The organism is Petrotoga miotherma DSM 10691 (assembly GCF_002895605.1).
GTDB classification, from domain to species: domain Bacteria; phylum Thermotogota; class Thermotogae; order Petrotogales; family Petrotogaceae; genus Petrotoga; species Petrotoga miotherma.
The window spans coordinates 20,674-41,199 of sequence record NZ_AZRM01000026.1; the positions used below are offsets into that span (position 1 = coordinate 20,674).

Here is a 20,526-nt window from a genome sequence, read left to right on the forward strand (position 1 = left end):
TCCAACTACTTAACATACTTATTTATAGGATAAAAATGGAACTATTTTCAAATTTATTAAACCTAAAAAAGCCAACAAAAGGGCATATGCTGAATTAAAGGCAGCGATTCCCAATATCACACCATACAAAAGGTATCTCATAAAAAAACCAGGTAAGATCTTTCTTGTCTTTGAACCAACCGTCATTTTTTTAATCTCTTCTGCAAGTGAATAAAAACCTATAACTGCACCAATTCCTCCCCATAAAACCCAAAGAGCTTCTAAAGAAAAGAATAAAGAAAGAACTAAGGTCTCAATCAGAACTATCGCTATTGTTTTCATTTCTATCTCTTTCAGCTTTTTTTTCAGCTCTTTCATGTTTCTCTACCTCTTTCAAAAGCTCCCTTATACCCGAATATAATCCAGAAATTATCCCTAAAAACATCAACAAAACCATCCATATCTGCTGGTCGGTAAACCTGTATATTAAATATCCTATCAAAAGACCAACAAATATATTTGACAGAACTATTACAGCAAAATAAATGATCATGTTCAAATAACCAAGTGAACGTAGATCGTGCTTTTTCAAAATAAAACCTCCAAAAAAACAACCACAAACAATTATACTATTTATTTGCCAAAATTTCAATTATTTTTAAAATAGCTTGGGCGGCACGGGTCGAAACCAATTCCTTTTTCCTTATGGGCGGGCAGCGGGGCGAAGCCAACTCCTTTTTCCCTATGGAGCGGGTAGTGGAGCAAAACCAACTCCTTTTTCCTTATGGGTGGGCTGCGGGGTAAAGCAAACTCCTTTTTCCTTATGGGTGGGGAGCGGGGGAAGGGCGCTATAACGACTTTTATAAAGACAATGAAAAATTATTGATAGGAGACGACCAATTAGGGCGTCTCCCAATTTTTGAAAATATAAAGCTAGATATTTGCTTAAAAATATTAATTAGAAAATGTAAAACTCTTTCTCAGCAACAATGGTTCGCCATTCTTCTGGTCGACGGTTACAATCACTTCCCACTCACCTACATCCAAAACTTCGTTAATTTCTACCGCTATTGAAGGATACGTAAACGCTTGTGTGACCATCTCCCCTTTAGCTGGTACCTTTAAAAACAAATCTATAAAAATTTGAAAGTTATCTTTGTTTATACTGATATTATTCAAAGAAAGATCGTACCCTCCAGTTTTTCTTTCACCTGCACTAATACAAACAACAAAAGGAATATTAACACTACATAATAAAACTTTTTCATAATATTGCCTCTCCCCAATTTCGACGTTATCTATATTATCTTTAAAACTGACCTCAATCTTTTAATATTTATTTTCTTAAAACTTACAAAATCTAGTACAGCTAATTTAGGAGAAAAATAGGCTTTTTTCTTTAATAATATCATTATATCACCTACAATCCAACACGAAAGTTTTACATTTTCATTGTTTTTTTATTGTAATTTTTAATGAAGCTTGAATTATTCGTTTTACTTGGTTTTATACTTTTTTCTTTTAAAAATCAACTCATAAACGATATTTTATAAAATTCGTGGAAGAAAACCATTGAGTCTTTAGCTTAATGGATGAATTCCACCATTGTCCTTTTCAAAATATTAATCCTTACGAGCTTGAATCAAAAAAATGTTGTTAATTATATGTATGTATGGTACAATTGTATTATATCATAGAGTTTTCGAATTAAGGTGATTGAATATGTTAAAAACATACAAGTTTCGTATATATCCATCAAACGAACAAATAGAGAAACTTAATCAGCATTTTGGACATACTCGATTTGTATACAATCTTTTTCTAGAATTCTCCAGTAATGCATACAAGAATACCAAAACATCAACTAACTATTATATGTGGGCTAAAGTACTTACGGTTCTTAAAAAAACTGAGAAGTATCAATGGCTAAACGATGTCAACTCTCAATCTTTGCAACAGTCCATAAAAGATTTAGAGACTGGGTATAAACGTTTCTTCAAGAAACAAGCTAAGCACCCTAAATTTAAAAAGAAATCAAGTAGGCAATCGTTTAGAGTTCCACAACATATACAACTGTATGAAAATGAGGGTAATGATAAATATGGTACTCTTTTCGTACCAAAGTTTAAAGAAGGTATCAAAGTAAGAGTACATAGAAAAATCGATCCAAATGCAAAGATAAAAAATTGTACTTTCATTAAAACTACAACAGGTAAGTACTTTGTATCTATAACATTCGAAGTTGAAGGTTCTTTCCCCGATAGAGATATAGACTACGAGAACTCAATTGGTATGGATATGGGATTGAAAGATTCTGTTGTATTATCCGATGGAACAAAGTATCCAGCTCCTAAAGTTTTGTCTAAGTACGAAAGGAAATTAAAACACGCATATAAAAAGTTTTCAAGCAAAGAACAAGGTTCTAAGAATTGGGACAAGGCAAAATTAGAAGTTGCTAGAATACATGAGAAAATAAAAAATACCCGAGAGGATTTTCTACATAAACTAACGAAAGAAATCAGTGAGAACCAAGCTGATGTCTTCGTTGTGGAAACTCTCAATATAAGAGGCATGTTAAAGAATCATCACTTAGCTAAAAGTATTTCAGATTCAGGATGGTACCAATTCAAAACATTTCTAAAATACAAAGCAGAGAGATTAGGTAAAAAGGTAATCGAGATAGGAATGTTCGAACCTTCGTCTAAGGTTTGTAGTGTATGTGGGTATAAGAACGAAGGTTTAAAACTCTCTGATAGGGAATGGGTATGTCCTGAATGTGGAACTAAACATGATAGAGATGTAAATGCTGCCGTTAATATTAGGCAGTTTGGATTAAAACAGGCATTTTCCACACAGCCTTATGGCACATAAGGAAACAGTTAGTCACTGTATAAACTGACTCTACCCCAGGAACTGGGGGAAGTAAAGCCTTTGGAGACTGTGTAAGACGGGCATCCTTAGATCCCTTCTAGGGTGTTTTTCCGCAATGGTTGATGAATTAGGAAGCTATTGAATCTTTAGCTCAATGGTAGTTCACAGTATAATATTCATTGAAAACAACCAAAGGAGTTGTAGATATGTCTAAAAAGCTTTTGAAGAATGCGTATGTTTTGATAAGTGCTGATGATGATGTAGAAAAATTTGATATATTAATAGACGGTGATGAGATCGAAGATTTACTTGCACCAGGTGATTCAACCGAGATGGATTTGGGAGATGTGGACGAGTACGATCTAACTGGTAAGCTGATCGTCCCTGGATTTATTAACACCCATAGCCATTCAGTAATGTCTTATTTTAGAGGTATAGCCGATGATTTATCGCTTAACGATTGGTTGTTCAAAGAGATGCTGCCAAGAGAGGATTTTTTGGAAAGTGAAATGGCTTACTACGGTGCCTTAGTTTCTATGTTAGAAATGATTTCCAACGGAATAACAACTTTTGTTGATATGTATATGTTTACTGATGAGATAGCTAAAGCTTCATACGATTTAGGAATTAGGGCATACATATCAAGAGGGCTCTCTTTTGATACAGATGAGGGTTGGAATAGAAGGATAAAAGAAAATATCGAAACGTATGAAAAATACAATGGCTTAGACAATAGAATTTATATAGGCTTTGGGCCTCATGCCCCTTACACCGTTCCAATGGATAAATTGCAAGAAGTAGCTGAGATCGCGAAAAAGTACAACACTCACATTCAGATTCATTTGTTAGAATCAGCAAATGAAAGAAATCAGTACAATCTTTTAGATGTTGAAAATACGGGTTTGTTCGATCTTCCTACGATAGCGGCACACTGTGTCCATGTGGATGAAAAAGATATAGAGGTTCTTTCAAGGAAAGAAGTGAATGTGGCTTATAACCCGATTAGTAATATGAAGTTGGGCAATGGGATAGCCCCCATAGTGGATATGTTCGATAAAAATATAAACATAACTTTTGGTACGGATGGTTGTGCAAGCAACAACTCTTTGAATTTTTTCAACGAGATGAAGTTTGGAGGTATATTGCAGAAATTCAAGTACGGTCCCGATAGATTTTCAGTCGAACAGATTTTAAGGATGAGCTGGGAAAACGGAGGTTTTGCCTTAGAAACAAACATTGGAAGGTTAGAACCTGAGTTCAAAGCAGATTTGATTGTTTTAGATATGGATTCTTTTGAGTTTTTCCCTAATGATTTGTCAAGGTTAAAGTCTCATATAGTTTATTCTGCAAATCCTAAGAACGTTTTTGCAACGATGGTAGCAGGCAAATTCTTGTACTACGATGGAGAATTTTTAACTTTAAAAGAAGAAAAGGAGCAAATATATGAGAAATTCCATAAATTTTACCAAAGAATCGAAGATAAGTACAATAATAGCGATCATTCTGATAGCTATAACGACGATAGGGATATCTAAACCCATCGATGATTACATAGAGTTTTCTCCTACAGGCTATGAGGAGATAAGTAGGATAGTCACTAGAAACGGGACTATAATAAACACAACGGTCCCAGACACTGGCGAACATTTGGAGATGAACTTCAAAAAGAATGGCGGTTTGTACGAAGTTCACGTCGTTCATTTCAAGAATCCATTTACTTTGTTGAATTTTTGGTATACCTTTGTGAGTGATTATTCTGATGGCTTAGCCGCTAGTTTTTCGGCTATTCCTTTTATATATGGCGAGTACAACGATGAATATATGAAGATGCAAATTAGTGCATGGTATAGGGGAGTAAACAACTTATTTTTTGTTATTTATGGACCAAAAAGAAGCGTGATAAACGACCTGAAACTTCAATTGAATAGATGGTGATTTTGTTGGATTTGTATAATAGGTTGAGTGAGTATTTTAAGAATAGATACGGTGAAAGGGTGCAACGGTTACCAATCAACGCTGGATTCACTTGTCCAAATAAAACAGGTGAAAGAGGTAAGGGTGGTTGCATTTATTGCGATTTAACAGGTAGCGGTTTTGCAGCTTTTAAGCCTAAGGTAAGTATTGAAGAACAGGTTAAGGAAATGATTAATAGATACGAGAAAAAAGCTAATAAATTCCTGGCTTATTTTCAAGCAAACACCAATACTTATGCCCCTGTTGATGAATTGAAAGAAAAGTATGAAAGTAGTTTAATAGACGATAGAATAGTAGGTTTGGATGTATCGACCCGCCCGGATTGTGTCCCGGATGAGGTAATAACGCTTTTAAATACTTTTAAAGATAAAGTTGATGTTTACGTTGAGCTCGGTGTTGAGAGTATTAACCCCAATACGTTAAAGTATATGAACAGAGGGCATTCTTTAGCAGAAGTTATAGATTCTGTAAATAGGTTAAAAAAAGCGGGATTTGAGGTTATCCTGCATTATATAATAGATTTTCCTTGTGATACATTAGAAGATGTGAAAGAGATGGCTAAGGTTAGTTCAGCGTTGAAGGTTGACGGAGTAAAATTGCATTCTTTGTATATCGTTGAGAATACAAAACTTGCGGATTTGTATAAAAGTGGAGAATTTGTACCTTTGACGTTGGATGATTTTGTAGAAAGGGCAATTACTTTCTTGGAATACTTGGATCCAAAGATCGTGATCCATAGGTTAGTTGCCGATCCTCCAAAAATTGGAACGTTACATGGCAATTGGGGGATTTCTAAAATAAAGATTTTAAACTTAATTGAAAATACGATGAGAGAGAGGGGTTCCTATCAAGGTAAATATTTTAATTATTTGAATAATTGAAGTAGGACGGTTGATCGCGAGTAGGCATACTTGGCCTATTTTGAGGAAAGTCCGGACTCTAAGGGCAAGATACTGGTTAACAACCAGAGGGAGTGATCCCTGAATAGGGCCATAGAAAAGAAGACCGCCGAAAGGCAAGGGTGGAACGGTGAGGTAAGAGCTCACCAGTGTCAGAGCGATCTGGCAGCTTGGTAACCTCTATCTTGAGCAAGGTCAAGCAAGAAGGCCAGAGGTGGCCCGCCGAGAGACTTGAGTGTCCGCCTTCTGGGTAGACCGCGTAGATTAATGGTCAACTTGACAGAATCCGGCTTATAGTCCTACTGATATATTAAACAATGACGCCCGTTCTGGGCGTCATTGTTTAAGTTATTCTTCTTTCGGAAGTAATTGGAGTATAGATAATTCTGAAGCGTCACCTTTTCTATAACCGATTTTTAATATTCTTGTGTAACCACCGTTTCTATTTTCGTATCGGGGTGCGATCTCATGTACTATTTTGTAGACTAGTTTTCTGTCGTTGAAGTGTTTGTTTATATCCCTGTTTAAAGCTACTCTCCTTTCTGGGAGATCAGTCGAATTAGCTTCCTTGGCTTTGGTGATTATTCTTTCAACAAGGGGCCTTACGGCTTTTGCTTTTGCGGTAGTAGTGATTATACTTTCAGATTCAAATACACTTCTAGCCAAATTGTTCAACAACGCTTTTCTATGGGAAGCATATCTATTTAATTTTTTAGTTTTGACTCTATGCCTCATCGAAGGTGTTCCCCCTTTCTTCTTGGTGTAATTTTTCGTAATCTATATCAAATTTCTCACTTAGCTCTTTTTTTATCTCGTCTAAAGATTTTCTTCCAAAGTTTTTGATTTTAAGAAGGTCAGCAGGTCTTCTTTTTAATAGTTCTCCAATGGTGTCTATTTTTTCTCTTTTTAAACAGTTTTTAGCTCTTTTCGTTAAATCCAAAGAATCAATCTGAGTTTCCACTAAATCTTTTGGCAACCCAAAAATATTTTCTTCCGCTTCTTCCTCTTCTTCTTCCTCTCTTTCAACTGAAACTTCCATTTGTTCTATAGCGCCCTCTTCTCCTTCTTTTTCCCAAAGTTTGGAAATGAAATCAAAATGTTCCATTAAAATTTTTGTTGCTTCTTTCAAAGCTTCGGTGGGTGTTATGTTTTTTTTCGTCCAAATTTCAAGTATTAGCTTATCGTAGTCAGTTCTTCTTCCCACACGGATATTTTCGGTTAAATAGTTAACTTTAAGAACGGGACTGAACACCCCATCTATGAATATGTATTCAATATCACTTTGAAATGTCAATTCTTGGGCAGGAATGAAACCTTTCCCTGCTTGAGCGTACAATTCAAAGTCTACTTCCATATCTTTATTTACATGGGCTATAACAAAATTTGGGTTGGCTATTTCTACTCCTGCCGGAGTTTTTATGTCGCCACTTTTTATGACTTGACCTGCTTTGTATTTCTTCCTCAAGCTTAATAAAATTGGGTAATCTATCTCGTTGAGACTTTCAATGTCGTCAACCTTTAATTGAACCTTTTTTAAGTTTAAAGTTATTTCAATGATGTCTTCTTTTATACCCTCTATTGTGTCATATTCATGTAATTTTCCTGGGATACGTAACCCGGTTATAGCCAAAGATGGAATGGACGATAACAACACCCTTCTTAAAGCATTACCTAAAGTTATAGCATATCCTTTTTCCAGAGGAAACAATTCGTATTTTGAGTAGTTATATTCATCTTGCTCTTCCTTTTCAACTATCCTAAATTTTTCAGGTTTTATTAATATCTCCATATTTTCTCTGATCCTTATTGGGGAATCAGAGCACACCTCCTTTCCTGCCCCTTATGAGCGAGGTGATATTTTGTGTTTCAAATAAATAATACTTTTTACTTAGAGTAAAGCTCTATGATGTTAATCAAAGGTACAGGAACATCCATTTCATCAATATTTGGTAGTCTTTCGAAAGTTCCCCTATAATTTTCAAATTCCACGTTTACCCAATTGGGAATATTTCTATATCCTTCTTGCACTAATTCTAATCCTTCTCGTACTTGTTGTATGTTGCGACTTTTTTCCTTAACTTCTATTACATCCCCTACTTTAACTCTGTAAGATGGAATATTTACTTTCTTTCCGTTAACTAATATATGTCCATGAGTTACTATTTGCCTTGCCGTTCTTCTGTTTGGTGCGAAACCCATTTGATAAACTACAGAATCTAACCTTCTTTCTAAGAGTTGCATCAAAACTTCTCCAGTTTCTCCGCTTGGGGATCTTTCCGCTTCTTCAAAAGTATTTCTGAATTGTTTCTCCATTAAGCCGTACATTCTTTTTAAGGCTTGTTTTGATCTTAATTGCATAGCGTATTGAGTCAATTTTTGTTTTTGTCTTCCGTGTTGTCCCGGAATGTAATTTCTTTTTCTAAGGGCTGATTTCTCAGTGTAGCTTCTTTTCCCTTTTAAATAAAGGTTTATTCCTTCGCGTCGAGATAATTTTTCGAGTGGTCCTATGTACCTCGCCATTAATTCTTTCCCTCCTTAATTAGAATCTTTTCTTTTTTGGCCTACAACCGTTGTGAGGTATAGGGGTGACATCTTTTATACTTTCTACATTTAGACCTGCAGCCTGTAAAGCCCTAATAGCGGATTCTCTTCCAGAACCTGGCCCTTTAACATATACATCGACCCTTTTTACCCCCAGATTTAGAGCTTCTTTTGCAACTTTATCTGAGGCCATTTGAGCTGAGAATGGAGTCCCTTTTTTGGCTCCTTTAAATCCAACATTTCCGCCACTAGACCATATTATTGGCCTACCTTCAGTATCTGTTAATGTAACGATTGTGTTGTTGAAGGTTGAATGAATGTGCACAGCTGCTTTTTCGGGAGCAGCTTTCTTTTTTTTGGTTCTTTGCTTTACTCCTTTTTTTGCCATTTATTTAAAAGCCTCCTTAAAAATTTGATTTATTACTCTCTTTAGAAACGCTAAAACTTGTGTTAGCGCCCCTTCGCCCCGCTCCCCACCCATAAGGTTAAAGTAATTTTTATCCATTTACATAGCTTCCCACCCATGTGGAAGAGGGACATGCGGTCCCTTAAAACCCACAACTTATAAGGATAAAAGACTTTTTAACTCCCCACCCTTCTATGGAAAGGGTCTGCGATCCCTTAAACCCCACAACTTAGCCTTAAGGATGATGAGAAGCTCAGTTAGCTTTATCTTTTTTTGATCTTGGTTAGTCTTGGTCCCTTTCTGGTTCTTGCGTTGGAGTGGGTTTTCTGACCTCTTACAGGTAACCCCGCTTTATGTCTTTTCCCCCTGTAACTACCAATGTCTATCAAACGTCTGATATTTTTATTAACCTCTTGCCTTAGTTCACCTTCAACTTTATAATTTTCGTTTATGTGGTGAGTTAGCTTTGAAATTTCATCGTCGGTTAGTTCTTTTGCTCTTTTGTTAGGGTCTATTTCTAAGTTATTTAATATATCAAGTGCTGTTTTTCTACCTATTCCATAAATATATGTTAATCCTACAAATAACGCTTTATTATCTGGTACTTCAACACCTAAAATACGCGCCATCCTTTTATCCTCCTCTTAAAGAAATTCTTATTATCTTATTATCCTTGTCTTTGCTTGTGTTTTGGATTTTTTGAACATACAACCCAAACTTTTCCGCCTCTTTTTACTATTTTACAGTGCTCACATCGTTTTTTTACAGAAGCCTTCACCTTCATAATTTATTTCCTCCTTCTTGATTCTCATTCTCTGTATTGATCTATTTTTTAATTTTTGTTGCCTTTTTCCCTTTTCACTATTCTTCCTTTGTTTAAATCGTAAACGGAGACTTCCACAGTGACTCGGTCTCCTGGAAGTATTTTGATAAAATTTTTTCTCATTCGCCCAGAAATATGGGCTAATATTTCATGCCCATTATCTAATTTAACTTTAAAATTTGCATTAGGTAAAGCTTCAATGATGTATCCTTGCATAACAACGACGTCTTTTTTAGCCAATACAATCCCTCCTTTTTCAGGGATTTTTTTCTGTCATTAGTAACTCTAAAATACGATTTAGCGCCCTTCCCCCGCTGCCCCCCCTGTGGAAGAGGGACCTGCGGTCCCTTAGACCCATACGTTAAGGGGCTTGCCCCTTAAAAACCCCAAAATCTGTGTTTGTTTAAAAAAAGTTTTTTGCACAAGGCTGCAAAAGGGTAAACCCTTTAAGATCCCAAGTTCAAAATCAAAATCAACTTAAAAACATAGTTTGCATACTACAGCAAACAGTGCTCCGCCCTGTGACCCTTTTAAAACCAGATACTTAATTTTGGAAAATGATTTTTAGAACTTTTTATGTAAGCTGCGCTTAGTCCTTATTTGCGCCCCTTCGCCCCGCACCCCACCCTTCTTAGGAAAGGACCTGCGGTCCCTTAAACCCCTCAACTTACTCATAAGGATAAAAGAATTTTTATCCATTTCCACATCGCTGTCCGCCCATAAGGAAAAAGGGATGGAGGAGGGTTCCCCCGTGACCCTAAAAATAAACCCTTAAATTATAGTTGCGTTAGTATTTCTGGGCCATTTTCTGTCACGGCAATTGTATGTTCAAAATGCGCTGCTTTCGATCTATCTCTGGTTACCGCTGTCCAACCATCTTCTAAAATATCCACTTCGTAACTTCCCATAGATACCATTGGTTCTATAGCAATTGTCATGTTTTTTCTTATTTTTGGGCCTCTATCTTGTCTTCCATAATTTGGAATTTGAGGATCTTCATGTAATTTCCTTCCTACGCCGTGACCTACGTATTCCCTTATTACAGAAAAACCTTTACTTTCAATATAAGTTTGAACTTCGTAACCAATATCACCAATTGTATTACCAACTACAGCTTTTTTTATACCCATATACAAAGATTCTTTGGTCGCTTCAACCAATTCTTTTTCCCTTTCAGAAACTTGTCCTATTATGTAGGTCCTGGCAGAATCTGCTATGTATCCTTTGTAAGTTAAACCACAATCTACGGATACAACATCACCATTTTTTAAAACTTTACTTCTCAATGGAAATCCATGAACAACTTCTTCATTTACAGAAAAGTTGATGGCATATTTGTAACCACTATAACCTTTGAAAGTGGGTATAGCATCTTCCTTTTCCATGTATGCTAAAACATATTTTTCAATATCTTCTCCGTTAACGCCTTCTTTCACTATTTCCGGAAGTAAAGCGTCAAGAAGACGGGCAAGCTTTTTTCCAGCCCGTCTCATCATTTCTATTTCTTGATCAGTCTTAATTATTATCATTATTTGTTAAAACTCCTTAGTATATTAAACAATTCTTTTGTAACGTCTTCAACATCTTGAGCACCGTCTATTGTAATTATTTTGTTATTTTTTCTATAATATTCTATTACGGGCTCGGTATTTTTCTTATATACTTTGTATCTTTCTCTGACTACATCTTCTTTGTCGTCGTCTCTTTGAATTAATTTTGTACCACATACATCACATTTTTCGTCTTCTTTTGGTTTAAGTGTGATTAAATTATATACTTTTCCACAGTTTGGGCAAACTCTTCTATTACTTATCCTTTTTACTATTTCCTCTTCAGAAACATCGATTAGTACTGCCGCATCTATTTCTTTTTTCAACTCTTTTGTTGCCTGATCTAAAAATTTTGCTTGGTCTAAAGTTCTAGGATAACCGTCAAGTATAAAAGAATCTAATTCTTCCAGTTTTTCTTTTACCAAACTGTTCATTATTTCATCTGAAACTAATTCTCCACGATCCATAATTGCTTTAGCCTTTTTACCTAATTCTGTACCTTTGCTAACAGCATCTCTTAAAATATCTCCGGTGGATATGTGTACAACATCAAACTCCTTGGCTACCTTTTTGGCTTGAGTCCCTTTACCTGCACCAGGGGGTCCGAAAAATAAAAGTCTCAACGAAAATTCATCTCCTTCCTCGTAGCCTTCCTTTTTTCATAAAGCCTTCATACTGTCTAACTATCATGTGTTGCTCCATCTGTTGAACTATGTCTAAAGCAACTCCCACTGCTATTAGGGTACTGGTACCACCTATCCAAATTTGCTGCATCCCTGAAGCACCTCTGATAAAGTAGGGGACCAAAGCGATTACTACCAAAAAGATCGCTCCTATGAATGTTACCCTCGTCATAACTGAAGTGATGTAATTAACAGTCGGTTTTCCTGGTCTTAAACCTGGTATGAACCCGCCATAATTTCGAATATTATCTGCTACGTCGTTTGGATCCATAACAACAGAACTGTAGAAGTATGTAAAGAAGAAAACCAACAAACCATACAACACAAGGTAAAGCGGAGCACCTATGGCAAATAGTCTATCGTCTACGGTAGTGTTTGTTACCCCAGCGATCGTACTGGGTAGAGTCATAATAGCGGAGGCAAAGATTATTGGAATTACCCCTCCACCATTTACCTTAATAGGTAAATATGTCGAGGAACCTCCATAAATTTTTGTTCCGATTACTCTTTTTGCATATTGTATATTAATCCTTCTTTCAGAGGTTTGAACCGCTACCACAGCTATTACTATAAATATAGCAACAGCCGCTAACAGTATCCATTCTAATGGAGTTAAACCTATGAGAGCTTCTGCTGCATATGTAGGATACCTAGATACTATACCAGCAAATATTAAAACAGATACTCCGTTTCCTATTCCTTTTTCGGTGATTAATTCACCTATCCATAGTAAAAACATCGTTCCTGCTGCTATAGAAACGGTTGCTAAAGTTACAAAGAGAACTGGTGATAGGTTGGGGGATCTGTAATTGTTGGCAGCTATGGACATTAGTAAACCTTGTCCGAAAGCTAATACTAAGGTTAACATCCTAGTATAATGAGCGAATTTTTTTCTCCCACTTTCACCTTCTCTCAACATCTCTTTTAAACTAGGTATTATAGAAGAGAGAAGTTGAAAAATGATCGAAGCTGTAATATAGGGTGTTACTGAGAGAACAAATATGGATAAATTGCTTAATGCTCCCCCAGCAAAAACGTCAAAAAAACCGATGAATCCTCCAGCCGCTCCTTGAGAAGCTCCACTTAAAGCAGCTTGCCACGCCTCAACATTTATTCCCGGTATGGGGATGTAAATACCTATCCTAAACCCTATCAACGCTAAAAAGGTGAATATAACTCTATCCCTTAATTCAGGAATTCTAAAAACGTTCCTAAAGGCTTTGAACATGTTATTCAATCACCTCTATTTTCCCGCCAACAGCTTCAATTTTCTCTCTAGCAGTTTGAGAGAAAAGGTTAGCTTTGACAACAAGAGGTTTTGATATTTCTCCTTTTCCTAATATTTTTACTCCATCGTTCAATTTTTTTATTACTTTCTTTTCTAGAAGTATATCTGGAGTGACTTCTTCATTTTCTGAGAAATACTTTTCTAATGTTTCTACGTTTACAACAGAATATACTTTTTTGAATGGTTTATTAGAGAATCCAAATTTTGGAGTTCTTCTAATAATGTTTGTTTGTCCACCTTCAAAGATTTTGCTTATTTTACCTCTTCCTCTAGCCTTTTGACCTTTGTGCCCTTTTCCAGATGTTTTTCCTAATCCTGAGCCTATTCCTCTTCCTAACCTTTTTTTGGGTTTCCTTGATCCTGGTGTAGGTTTTAGATCTTCTATTTTAAGTGGCATGTATATAGCCTCCTTATTTACGGTTTGTTTTATTAAGAATCGATTTCTTCCCACTCAACTAAGTGATGTACGGTCTTTATCATTCCTCTAATTTGCGGATTGTCAGGTTTTATTACTACTTTATCTTTTCTAGTTAAATCTAAAGCATCGAGAGTAGCTAATTGTCTTTTGTTCTTCCCCGCTCTTCCTCTTACTAACTTTATTTTTAGGCTTGACATCGCTCATACCCCCTCGTGTGCACCAAAAAATACTTGTTTCACAGTTAGATCTCTTAACTTTGCAATTTCTTGAGGAGATCTCAGCTTTTTTAATCCATTGTAAGTGGCTTTAGCTAAATTTAATACGTTTGTTGAACTAATAGATTTACTGAGAATATTATCTATTCCTGCTAATTCAACAACAGCTCTTACAGCTGAACTGGCTATAACGCCAGTACCTGGACCTGCTGGGAACAGTAATACGGTAGAAGCATCTTGTTTTCCGATTGTTTCATAAGGAATGGTTCCATTTCTAACGGGAACTTCTATTAAATTGTTCTTTGCATTTTCAATTGATTTTCTGATGGCTTGTGGGACTTCCCTGGCATTCCCAATTCCTAATCCTACTTTACCATTTCGATTACCTACTACAGAAACCGCACGAAACGAAATGGTTTTTCCACCTTTAGTTACTTTGCTAACTCTTCGAATTTCGATTACTCGTTCTTCTAATTCATTTGCAGCATCAGTAGCTTTTACTTTCTGATCGTTCGGCATAAATTACCAACACCTCCTAAAACTTTAAGCCCGTTTCTCTTGCTGCTTCAGCAAGAGCTTTTACTTTTCCGTGGTATTTGTAACCGCTTCTATCAAAAACTATTTCTGTTATACCTTTTTCTTTGGCTTTTTCAGCTATAAGTTTCCCTACTTCTTTTGCGGCGTTTTCATCCCATGTTTTTTCTAATTTTTCTTTCAATTGTTTTTGGGTTGTCGAAGCGGACACCAATGTGACACCTTTGGTATCGTCTATAATTTGAGCGTATATATGCTTTTGACTTTTAAAAACTGTTAGTCTTGGTTTTTCTCGTGTTCCTCTTACTTTTTTTCTTACTCTTAAATGCCTTTTTCGTCTAAGGGCTTTTTTGTCTAATTGTTTTATCAATTTAAAAGGGACCTCCTTTGCGGAAATGTTTTAAACTTTCTTTCCTTCTTTTCTTAAAACACTTTCTCCAACGTATTTTATACCTTTACCACTGTATACGTTAACTTTTCTCAAGCTTCTTATTCTTGCAGCGACTTCTCCGACTTTGTATTTATCTATACCTTTAACAACTACTCTTGTAGGTTGTGGAACCTCTATTGTTATTCCTTCAGGAACTGGAAATTCTACTGGGTTTGAATAACCAATATTCAAGACTAAATTTTTACCTTGAAGTTGCGCCCTGTATCCAATACCAGTAATCTCCAATTCTTTTTGGTATCCTTCAGTTACACCTTTAATCATGTTTCTCACGTGAGAGGTGAACGTACCTCTGAGCGCTTTTAATCGCTTCTCGTCAGAACCTCTTTTAACTACGCCTTCTTTTGATTTAATCATTAATTCGTTGTTATCTGTGTAAACTTCCAAATATTCGGGTAAATTTAGACTTAATTCACCTTTTTTACCTTTGATTTTTATTGTTTGTCCATCCACTAATAATTCTAAACCATCAGGAATAATTGTTGGTTTATCAGCTATTCTCGATTGTGGCATCTAGGCACCTCCTCACCATACATAACAGATTACTTCTCCACCAACTTTTTTCTCTCTAGCTTCTTTATCGGTCATTACTCCTAAGGACGTTGAGAGTATAGCTATACCTAATCCACCTTTTACTTTTGGTATGTTACGGGTATTAACATATACTCTTCTTCCGCTTTTTGAAACCTTTATGATTCCTTCCATTATAGGTTTTTTATCCCTTCTGGTACCTTTGTACTTTAAATAGACTTTGAGTATTCCTTGTTTACCATCGTCTATGAATTTATAATCATTGATAAATCCTTCTTTTTTCATTATTTCTAAAATGTCTCTTTTTAAGTTTGAAGCAGGTATTTCAACACTTTCCTTGAACACCGAATTGGCATTCCTTATTCTGGTTAGCATATCAGCTACCGGATCGCTCCACATTCGTTTTTCCCTCCTTACCAGCTAGCCTTCTTAACTCCAGGAAGTTTACCTTCTAGAGCCTTTTCTCTGAAACATATTCTGCATAAACCGAATTCTCTATAAACAGCTCTTGATCTGCCACAAACTTTGCATCGTGAGTACTCTCTTGTTTTATACTTTTGGGTTCTTTTGGATTTTTCTATAAGCGCCTTTCTCGCCATTAATTACAACCTCCATTCATGATTTTTGTAATGGGAAACCAAAATATTCTAACAGTTTCCTTGCTTCCTCATCAGTTTTAGCTGTGGTAACGATTGTTATATCCATTCCTTGAACTCTATTTATGTCATCAGGCTTAATTTCTGGGAAAATTAGTTGTTCAGGAATTCCAAAGGTATAATTGCCTCTCCCATCAAAAGAATCAGATGGCAATCCTCTAAAGTCCCTCAATTTTGGTAATACAACATGGTTTAATTTATACAAGAAATTATACATTTTCCATCCTCTCAAAGTTACTTTTACCCCTATTGGCATCCCTTCTCTAACCTTAAAATTGGCAACACTTTTCTTTGCCCTGGTTATTAAGGCTTTTTGCCCGACTATCTTTGTTAACTCTTGAGCATGTTTTTCAACAACAGCTCTGTTCCTAGAGCCTTCTCCAACTCCCATATTAACAACTATCTTCACAAGTTTTGGGACTTGTAATTCGTTTTTGTAGTTAAATTCTTTCATCATAGAGGGAATTACTACTTCTTTGTACCTGTCTTTCAGAGGTATATACTGAACTTTCTCCATTGATAGTCCTCCTTTTTGCTTCTTACCTTACCTACTTGATTTTTACAAGTTTTCAAAATTTGAATGAATTAAGACTTCTCTACTATTTCACCACATTTTTTGCAATATCTTACTTTACTTCCATCTTCAAGAAATTTAAATCCCACTCTTGTTTTTTGATCACAATTTGGACAAACTAACATAACGTTTGAAATATCAATAGGACTGGGTTGCTCGATAATTCCCCCTTCCCTCATCTTTTGAGTGGGCCTTTGATGTTTCTTGACGACGTTTACATTATCTACAATAACTTTTTTATCCTTTGGTATAACCCTTAAAACTTTGCTTCTTTTTCCTTTATCTTTTCCAGAAATTACTATTACAGTGTCATCTCTTTTTATTTTATACATATTTTCACCTCACCAAACTTCTTTTGCTAACGATGCTATTTTCGCATAGCCTTTTTCCCGCACTTCTCTGGCTACCGGGCCAAAAACCCTGGTACCTAAAGGCAACTTATTTTTATCCACCAGCACAGCAGCATTGTCATCGAATCGAATATAAGATCCATCTTTTCTTTTTATCTCTTTTTTTGTTCTGACAATTACAGCTTGAACTACTTGACCTTTTTTCAAATCTGTGTGAGGTATGGCTTCCCTAACGGAGCAAACAACGGTGTCTCCAACGGTTCCTTTTGATTTATGAAATCCTCCGAGTACTTTAATAACTCTTAAAACTTTTGCTCCAGAGTTATCAGCGACTCTAACTTTACTCTCTAGTTGTACCATCAACCTCACCTCCAAAGGCTTCTTGTACTTCTTCTTCAACTGACTCGGGTGTTTCAACTTCTTCCGATAAAATATTTTTTCTCACAATTCTTTTTAAAACAAAAGCCTTTGTTTTGGAAAGCTTTCTAGATTCTTCTATTTCAACAATATCACCGATCTCACATTCGTTATTTTCGTCATGTGCATGGTATCTTCTGGTTTTTTTAACAAATTTGTGGTATTTGGGATGTTTGGTAAGTCTGTCTGTTTCTACCGTTATCGTTTTGTCCATCGCATTGCTGACAACTTTTCCCGTTATTATCTTTTTAGACATGAAATTTACCTCCTTATTCCGAGTTCCCTTTCTTTGAGGATGGTCTTTATTCGAGCTATATCTTTCTTTACTTGCTTGATACTTGAAGAATTTTTTAGTTGTCCAAGTTCAAGTTGAAACCTCAATTGAAATAATTTTTCCTTTAAATTGTTTAATTCTTCATTGAGCTCTTCGTCTGTTAATTCTCTCATCTCAGTTATTCTCATCAGAGCTCCCCTCCTATTTCATATCTTTGAACTATCTTAGTCCTTATCGGTAGCTTGGAGGCGGCATACTCTAAGGCCCTTTTGGCAGTTGCTTCATCGACTCCACCTATCTCAAACATTACCCTTCCCTTCTTTACAACCGCTACCCAACCTTCTACATCACCTTTACCTTTTCCTTGCCTTGTTCCAATACCTTTGGAAGTTACTGGTTTATCTGGAAAAACGTTAATCCAAATATTTCCTGTTCTTTTTAAGGTTCTAACCATAGATAACCTACATGCTTCTATCTGTTGAGCGGTTATCCATGAACTTTCCATCGCTTTTAATCCCCAGTCACCAAAATGTACCAAACTAGCACCTTTTGTCATTCCTTTGACTGTTCCGCGTTGTTGTTTTCTGTATTTCACTCTTTTAGGCATTAACATTTAGGATTTCCTCCTTTTTTACCATTTCTACGATCTTTAGCATGCTTTAGCGCCCCTTTGCCCCGCTCCCCACCCTAAGGAAGAACACAATATTTTGTCCCTTCATTTCGTAGCTCCATCCATAAGGATGGGGAAAGATATCTTCACTCCGCTCCTTACCTTTTAGGATGAGCAGAAGACTTTGCCTCTTCATCTGGTAGCCCATCCATTTGGAAACATTATTGAATTATCGTATCTCCATGATAGACCCATACCTTTATTCCTATGGTGCCGTATTTAGTTTGAGAATGAACGATAGCGTAATCTATGTTTGATCTTAAGGTTTGAAGAGGTAATCTTCCTTCCATATACCATTCTGTTCTTGCTATTTCAGCACCACCAAGCCTGCCAGAAACCATAATTTTCACGCCTTTAGCGCCTCTTCTCATGGCGTTGCTTATAGCTCTTTTCATGGCAACTTTGTGCGAAACCCTTCTTTGAAGTTGACCCGATACATCTTCAGCTATGAGTTGAGCATCAACGTAAGGATTTTTTACTTCTTGAGCGTAGACCTTAACATTTTTATCGCCCACTATGTTTTTCAAATCATCTCTAATTTTTTTTATCTCTGAACCTTTTCGTCCGATCAAAATCCCTAGTCTTGCACCATAGATATCTATTCTTATTAACGAATCGCTGGGTCTTTCAATTAATATATCTGAAATTCCGGCAGCTTCGTAATTTGATTTTAGATAATTTCTTATCTTTTCATCTTCATGTAAATAATCAGAATAATTCTTTTCGTTAAACCATACAGATTTCCAATTTTTATTGTTTCCAAGCCTGAAGCCGTTTGGATGCACTTTTGATCCCACTTAATTCACCTCACTTTATTTATCGGCACTTTTGTCTCTCACGGTTATATAAATATGGCTCATTCTTTTTTGAAGAATATCTGCTCTTCCATGAGACCTTGGCCATAGTCTTTTTAGTCTAGGGCCTTCATTCACCATTATTTCAGAAACATAAAGATTTTCAGCGTTCAACCCAAAATTATTCTCGGCGTTGGCTATCGCGGACATCAAAGTTTTGTATAGTATACGTGCTGATTTTTTTGGACTGAAAGTGAGTATTTGAAGTGCTTCACTTATATCTTTATTTCTTATTGAGTTGGCCATGGATCTAACTTTTTTTGGTGATATTCTTACATACTTTGTAACTGCCCTAGCTTCAACAATTGGTTCAGCAGCTTCTTTTTCTTTTCTCAATCTATGATAAACAGACCTTTTTACTTTTCTACCATCTTCTTGAACTCTGGAAACATTATTAGTAGCCATAAACTACCCTCCTCAACCTTGCTTTTCTAACTTTCCTTTAACCGCTTTTTTGTCCGGATGCCCTCCAAACCTTCTGGTTGGAGAAAATTCACCTAATCTATGACCGATCATTTGTTCAGTTATATAAACCGGTATGTGTTTCATTCCGTTATGAACTGCTATTGTGTGCCCAACCATTTCTGGAAGGATCATTGAAGCTCTTGACCAAGTTTTAATGACTTTTTTTTCACCCTTTTCGTTCATCTCTCTAATTTTTTTAATAAGACTCGGATGAACATATGGACCTTTCTTTAAAGATCTTCCCACCTACTGCACCTCCTTGCTCTTTCTGTTTAGTGCCTACTTTCCTCTTCTTCTTACAATAAATTTATCGGATTGTTTTTTTCCTCTTCTTGTTTTATATCCTTTAGCAGGAGTCCCCCATGGGGATTTAGGAATGTGACCTTTGCTCCTACCTTCTCCACCACCCATTGGATGGTCTACTGGATTTTGTACCATACCTCTTACCTTAGGTTTTCTTCCTAACCATCTGGTTTTTCCTGCTTTACCATAAACCTCATTGGAATGCTCTTCGTTGCTAACGACACCGATGGTAGCCATGCAACTCAAGCGAACCCTTCTCAATTCTCCAGAAGGCATTTTTAAAAGAGCATATTTACCTTCTTTCGCCATTAACTGAGCATAAGTCCCTGCAGATTTTGCTATTTTTCCACCTCTGCCTGGTTCAAATTCTATGTTGTGCACAAGCGTACCCAAAGGAATATTCTCCAAAGGTAAGGAATTACCAACTTTGATTTCAGCACTTGCCCCACTTATTACAGTTTCTCCAACCTTTAATCCCTTAGGAGATAATATATACCTTTTTTCACCATCGGCGTATATTAATAGAGCTATCCTTGCACTTCTGTTGGGGTCGTATTCTATTGAGGCAACTTTTGCAGGAATATTTGCTTTATTCCTTTTAAAGTCGATTACCCTGTATTTTCTTTTATGTCCTCCACCACGATGTCTCATTGTAACTCGACCGTAATGGTTCCTTCCACCAGTTTTTTTCAAAGGTTCCAACAAACTTTTTTCAGGTTTGACTTTTGATAATTCTGAATAATCAGAAGTTGACATATACCTTCGCGACGGTGTCACGGGTTTGTATTGTTTTAACGCCATTA

34 protein-coding genes and 1 other RNA gene are annotated in these 20,526 nt (G+C 36.2%); 5 read left to right on the plus strand and 30 right to left on the minus strand.

Annotated elements, in window-relative coordinates; all coding sequences use genetic code 11:
- Positions 1-18: 18 nt before the first annotated feature.
- From X928_RS05290 to X928_RS10255, 3 genes are all read right to left on the minus strand, one after another.
- Positions 19-321: a hypothetical protein gene (locus tag X928_RS05290; protein ID WP_103076369.1), complete on the minus strand. Its 303-nt coding sequence runs from the start codon at positions 319-321 to the stop codon at positions 19-21.
- Positions 293-571, minus strand: a complete 279-nt coding sequence (locus tag X928_RS05295; RefSeq protein WP_103076370.1) for an AtpZ/AtpI family protein — start codon at positions 569-571, stop codon at positions 293-295. The genes X928_RS05290 and X928_RS05295 overlap by 29 nt, the downstream gene beginning before the upstream one ends.
- Before the next feature lie 362 nt (positions 572-933).
- Positions 934-1,305, minus strand: coding sequence for a protease complex subunit PrcB family protein (locus X928_RS10255; RefSeq protein WP_103076371.1), 372 nt, complete (start codon positions 1,303-1,305; stop codon positions 934-936).
- Between the two features lie 396 nt (positions 1,306-1,701).
- On the opposite strand from X928_RS10255, the gene X928_RS05305 reads away from it, so the two are divergent.
- The 5 genes from X928_RS05305 (at position 1,702) to rnpB (ending at position 6,033) form a co-directional block, all read left to right on the plus strand.
- Positions 1,702-2,850: an RNA-guided endonuclease TnpB family protein gene (locus tag X928_RS05305; RefSeq protein WP_012208584.1), complete on the plus strand. Its 1,149-nt coding sequence runs from the start codon at positions 1,702-1,704 to the stop codon at positions 2,848-2,850.
- 206 nt (positions 2,851-3,056) lie between these two features.
- Entirely contained in the window at positions 3,057-4,385 is a 1,329-nt protein-coding gene (locus tag X928_RS05310; protein WP_103076372.1) for an amidohydrolase, read from the plus strand.
- Complete coding sequence (locus tag X928_RS05315) at positions 4,294-4,785, plus strand: hypothetical protein (RefSeq protein WP_103078820.1); 492 nt, start codon at positions 4,294-4,296, stop codon at positions 4,783-4,785. Before X928_RS05310 ends, X928_RS05315 begins: the two co-directional genes overlap by 92 nt.
- Positions 4,779-5,705: a tRNA modification radical SAM protein MnmL/YtqA gene (mnmL, locus tag X928_RS05320; protein ID WP_169926313.1), complete on the plus strand. Its 927-nt coding sequence runs from the start codon at positions 4,779-4,781 to the stop codon at positions 5,703-5,705. Before X928_RS05315 ends, mnmL begins: the two co-directional genes overlap by 7 nt.
- Positions 5,704-6,033: RNase P RNA component class A (rnpB, locus tag X928_RS05325), an RNA gene on the plus strand. Before mnmL ends, rnpB begins: the two co-directional genes overlap by 2 nt.
- A 38-nt stretch (positions 6,034-6,071) precedes the next feature.
- On the opposite strand, the gene rplQ is transcribed toward rnpB, so the two are convergent.
- From rplQ to rplB, 27 genes are all read right to left on the minus strand, one after another.
- Positions 6,072-6,458 (minus strand): 50S ribosomal protein L17, encoded by a 387-nt coding sequence (rplQ, locus tag X928_RS05330; protein ID WP_012208588.1) that lies wholly within the window; start codon positions 6,456-6,458, stop codon positions 6,072-6,074.
- Positions 6,448-7,512: a DNA-directed RNA polymerase subunit alpha gene (locus tag X928_RS05335; RefSeq protein WP_103076433.1), complete on the minus strand. Its 1,065-nt coding sequence runs from the start codon at positions 7,510-7,512 to the stop codon at positions 6,448-6,450. Before X928_RS05335 ends, rplQ begins: the two co-directional genes overlap by 11 nt.
- Before the next feature lie 95 nt (positions 7,513-7,607).
- The gene (gene rpsD, locus X928_RS05340) at positions 7,608-8,243 is read right to left on the minus strand and encodes a 30S ribosomal protein S4 (protein ID WP_103078821.1); all 636 of its coding nucleotides are present in this window, start codon (positions 8,241-8,243) and stop codon (positions 7,608-7,610) included.
- 19 nt (positions 8,244-8,262) lie between these two features.
- Positions 8,263-8,652, minus strand: a complete 390-nt coding sequence (rpsK, locus tag X928_RS05345; RefSeq protein WP_103076376.1) for a 30S ribosomal protein S11 — start codon at positions 8,650-8,652, stop codon at positions 8,263-8,265.
- A 281-nt stretch (positions 8,653-8,933) separates the two neighbouring features.
- Positions 8,934-9,299, minus strand: a complete 366-nt coding sequence (gene rpsM, locus X928_RS05350) for a 30S ribosomal protein S13 (protein ID WP_103078822.1) — start codon at positions 9,297-9,299, stop codon at positions 8,934-8,936.
- Between the two features lie 38 nt (positions 9,300-9,337).
- Entirely contained in the window at positions 9,338-9,454 is a 117-nt protein-coding gene (rpmJ, locus tag X928_RS05355) for a 50S ribosomal protein L36 (RefSeq protein WP_103078823.1), read from the minus strand.
- A gap of 48 nt (positions 9,455-9,502) precedes the next feature.
- Positions 9,503-9,733: a translation initiation factor IF-1 gene (gene infA, locus X928_RS05360; protein ID WP_103078824.1), complete on the minus strand. Its 231-nt coding sequence runs from the start codon at positions 9,731-9,733 to the stop codon at positions 9,503-9,505.
- A 536-nt stretch (positions 9,734-10,269) separates the two neighbouring features.
- Positions 10,270-11,022: a type I methionyl aminopeptidase gene (gene map, locus X928_RS05365; RefSeq protein WP_103078825.1), complete on the minus strand. Its 753-nt coding sequence runs from the start codon at positions 11,020-11,022 to the stop codon at positions 10,270-10,272.
- Positions 11,022-11,666 (minus strand): adenylate kinase, encoded by a 645-nt coding sequence (locus X928_RS05370; RefSeq protein ID WP_103078826.1) that lies wholly within the window; start codon positions 11,664-11,666, stop codon positions 11,022-11,024. The genes map and X928_RS05370 overlap by 1 nt, the downstream gene beginning before the upstream one ends.
- A gap of 7 nt (positions 11,667-11,673) precedes the next feature.
- Positions 11,674-12,954, minus strand: coding sequence for a preprotein translocase subunit SecY (gene secY, locus X928_RS05375; RefSeq protein WP_103078827.1), 1,281 nt, complete (start codon positions 12,952-12,954; stop codon positions 11,674-11,676).
- A gap of 1 nt (position 12,955) precedes the next feature.
- The gene (gene rplO / locus X928_RS05380; RefSeq protein ID WP_103078828.1) at positions 12,956-13,411 is read right to left on the minus strand and encodes a 50S ribosomal protein L15; all 456 of its coding nucleotides are present in this window, start codon (positions 13,409-13,411) and stop codon (positions 12,956-12,958) included.
- Positions 13,412-13,443: 32 nt separating this feature from the next.
- Positions 13,444-13,629, minus strand: coding sequence for a 50S ribosomal protein L30 (rpmD, locus tag X928_RS05385; RefSeq protein WP_103078829.1), 186 nt, complete (start codon positions 13,627-13,629; stop codon positions 13,444-13,446).
- 3 nt (positions 13,630-13,632) lie between these two features.
- Complete coding sequence (gene rpsE / locus X928_RS05390) at positions 13,633-14,166, minus strand: 30S ribosomal protein S5 (RefSeq protein ID WP_103078830.1); 534 nt, start codon at positions 14,164-14,166, stop codon at positions 13,633-13,635.
- Between the two features lie 16 nt (positions 14,167-14,182).
- Positions 14,183-14,551: a 50S ribosomal protein L18 gene (gene rplR / locus X928_RS05395; RefSeq protein ID WP_103078831.1), complete on the minus strand. Its 369-nt coding sequence runs from the start codon at positions 14,549-14,551 to the stop codon at positions 14,183-14,185.
- Positions 14,552-14,581: 30 nt separating this feature from the next.
- Positions 14,582-15,142 carry a 50S ribosomal protein L6 gene (gene rplF, locus X928_RS05400; protein WP_103078832.1) on the minus strand — a complete coding sequence of 187 codons (561 nt, stop codon included), beginning with the start codon at positions 15,140-15,142 and terminating at the stop codon, positions 14,582-14,584.
- Between the two features lie 12 nt (positions 15,143-15,154).
- Positions 15,155-15,559 carry a 30S ribosomal protein S8 gene (gene rpsH, locus X928_RS05405; RefSeq protein ID WP_103078833.1) on the minus strand — a complete coding sequence of 135 codons (405 nt, stop codon included), beginning with the start codon at positions 15,557-15,559 and terminating at the stop codon, positions 15,155-15,157.
- A 14-nt stretch (positions 15,560-15,573) separates the two neighbouring features.
- Positions 15,574-15,759, minus strand: a complete 186-nt coding sequence (locus X928_RS05410) for a type Z 30S ribosomal protein S14 (protein ID WP_103078834.1) — start codon at positions 15,757-15,759, stop codon at positions 15,574-15,576.
- A gap of 16 nt (positions 15,760-15,775) precedes the next feature.
- The gene (gene rplE, locus X928_RS05415; RefSeq protein WP_103078835.1) at positions 15,776-16,333 is read right to left on the minus strand and encodes a 50S ribosomal protein L5; all 558 of its coding nucleotides are present in this window, start codon (positions 16,331-16,333) and stop codon (positions 15,776-15,778) included.
- A gap of 68 nt (positions 16,334-16,401) precedes the next feature.
- Positions 16,402-16,722, minus strand: a complete 321-nt coding sequence (rplX, locus tag X928_RS05420) for a 50S ribosomal protein L24 (protein WP_103076389.1) — start codon at positions 16,720-16,722, stop codon at positions 16,402-16,404.
- Between the two features lie 9 nt (positions 16,723-16,731).
- Positions 16,732-17,100, minus strand: a complete 369-nt coding sequence (gene rplN, locus X928_RS05425) for a 50S ribosomal protein L14 (RefSeq protein WP_103078836.1) — start codon at positions 17,098-17,100, stop codon at positions 16,732-16,734.
- Entirely contained in the window at positions 17,081-17,413 is a 333-nt protein-coding gene (gene rpsQ, locus X928_RS05430) for a 30S ribosomal protein S17 (protein ID WP_103076391.1), read from the minus strand. The genes rplN and rpsQ overlap by 20 nt, the downstream gene beginning before the upstream one ends.
- A gap of 5 nt (positions 17,414-17,418) precedes the next feature.
- On the minus strand, positions 17,419-17,619 hold the full coding sequence (gene rpmC, locus X928_RS05435; protein ID WP_103066435.1) for a 50S ribosomal protein L29: 201 nt from the start codon (positions 17,617-17,619) through the stop codon (positions 17,419-17,421).
- Positions 17,619-18,044 (minus strand): 50S ribosomal protein L16, encoded by a 426-nt coding sequence (gene rplP / locus X928_RS05440; RefSeq protein ID WP_103076392.1) that lies wholly within the window; start codon positions 18,042-18,044, stop codon positions 17,619-17,621. The genes rpmC and rplP overlap by 1 nt, the downstream gene beginning before the upstream one ends.
- 218 nt (positions 18,045-18,262) lie before the next feature.
- Positions 18,263-18,898 (minus strand): 30S ribosomal protein S3, encoded by a 636-nt coding sequence (gene rpsC, locus X928_RS05445; protein WP_103076393.1) that lies wholly within the window; start codon positions 18,896-18,898, stop codon positions 18,263-18,265.
- Positions 18,899-18,913: 15 nt separating this feature from the next.
- Entirely contained in the window at positions 18,914-19,360 is a 447-nt protein-coding gene (rplV, locus tag X928_RS05450; protein ID WP_103076394.1) for a 50S ribosomal protein L22, read from the minus strand.
- Positions 19,361-19,372: 12 nt separating this feature from the next.
- Positions 19,373-19,666 carry a 30S ribosomal protein S19 gene (gene rpsS / locus X928_RS05455; RefSeq protein ID WP_103076395.1) on the minus strand — a complete coding sequence of 98 codons (294 nt, stop codon included), beginning with the start codon at positions 19,664-19,666 and terminating at the stop codon, positions 19,373-19,375.
- 33 nt (positions 19,667-19,699) lie between these two features.
- Positions 19,700-20,524: a 50S ribosomal protein L2 gene (rplB, locus tag X928_RS05460; protein ID WP_103078837.1), complete on the minus strand. Its 825-nt coding sequence runs from the start codon at positions 20,522-20,524 to the stop codon at positions 19,700-19,702.
- Positions 20,525-20,526 lie beyond the last annotated feature (2 nt).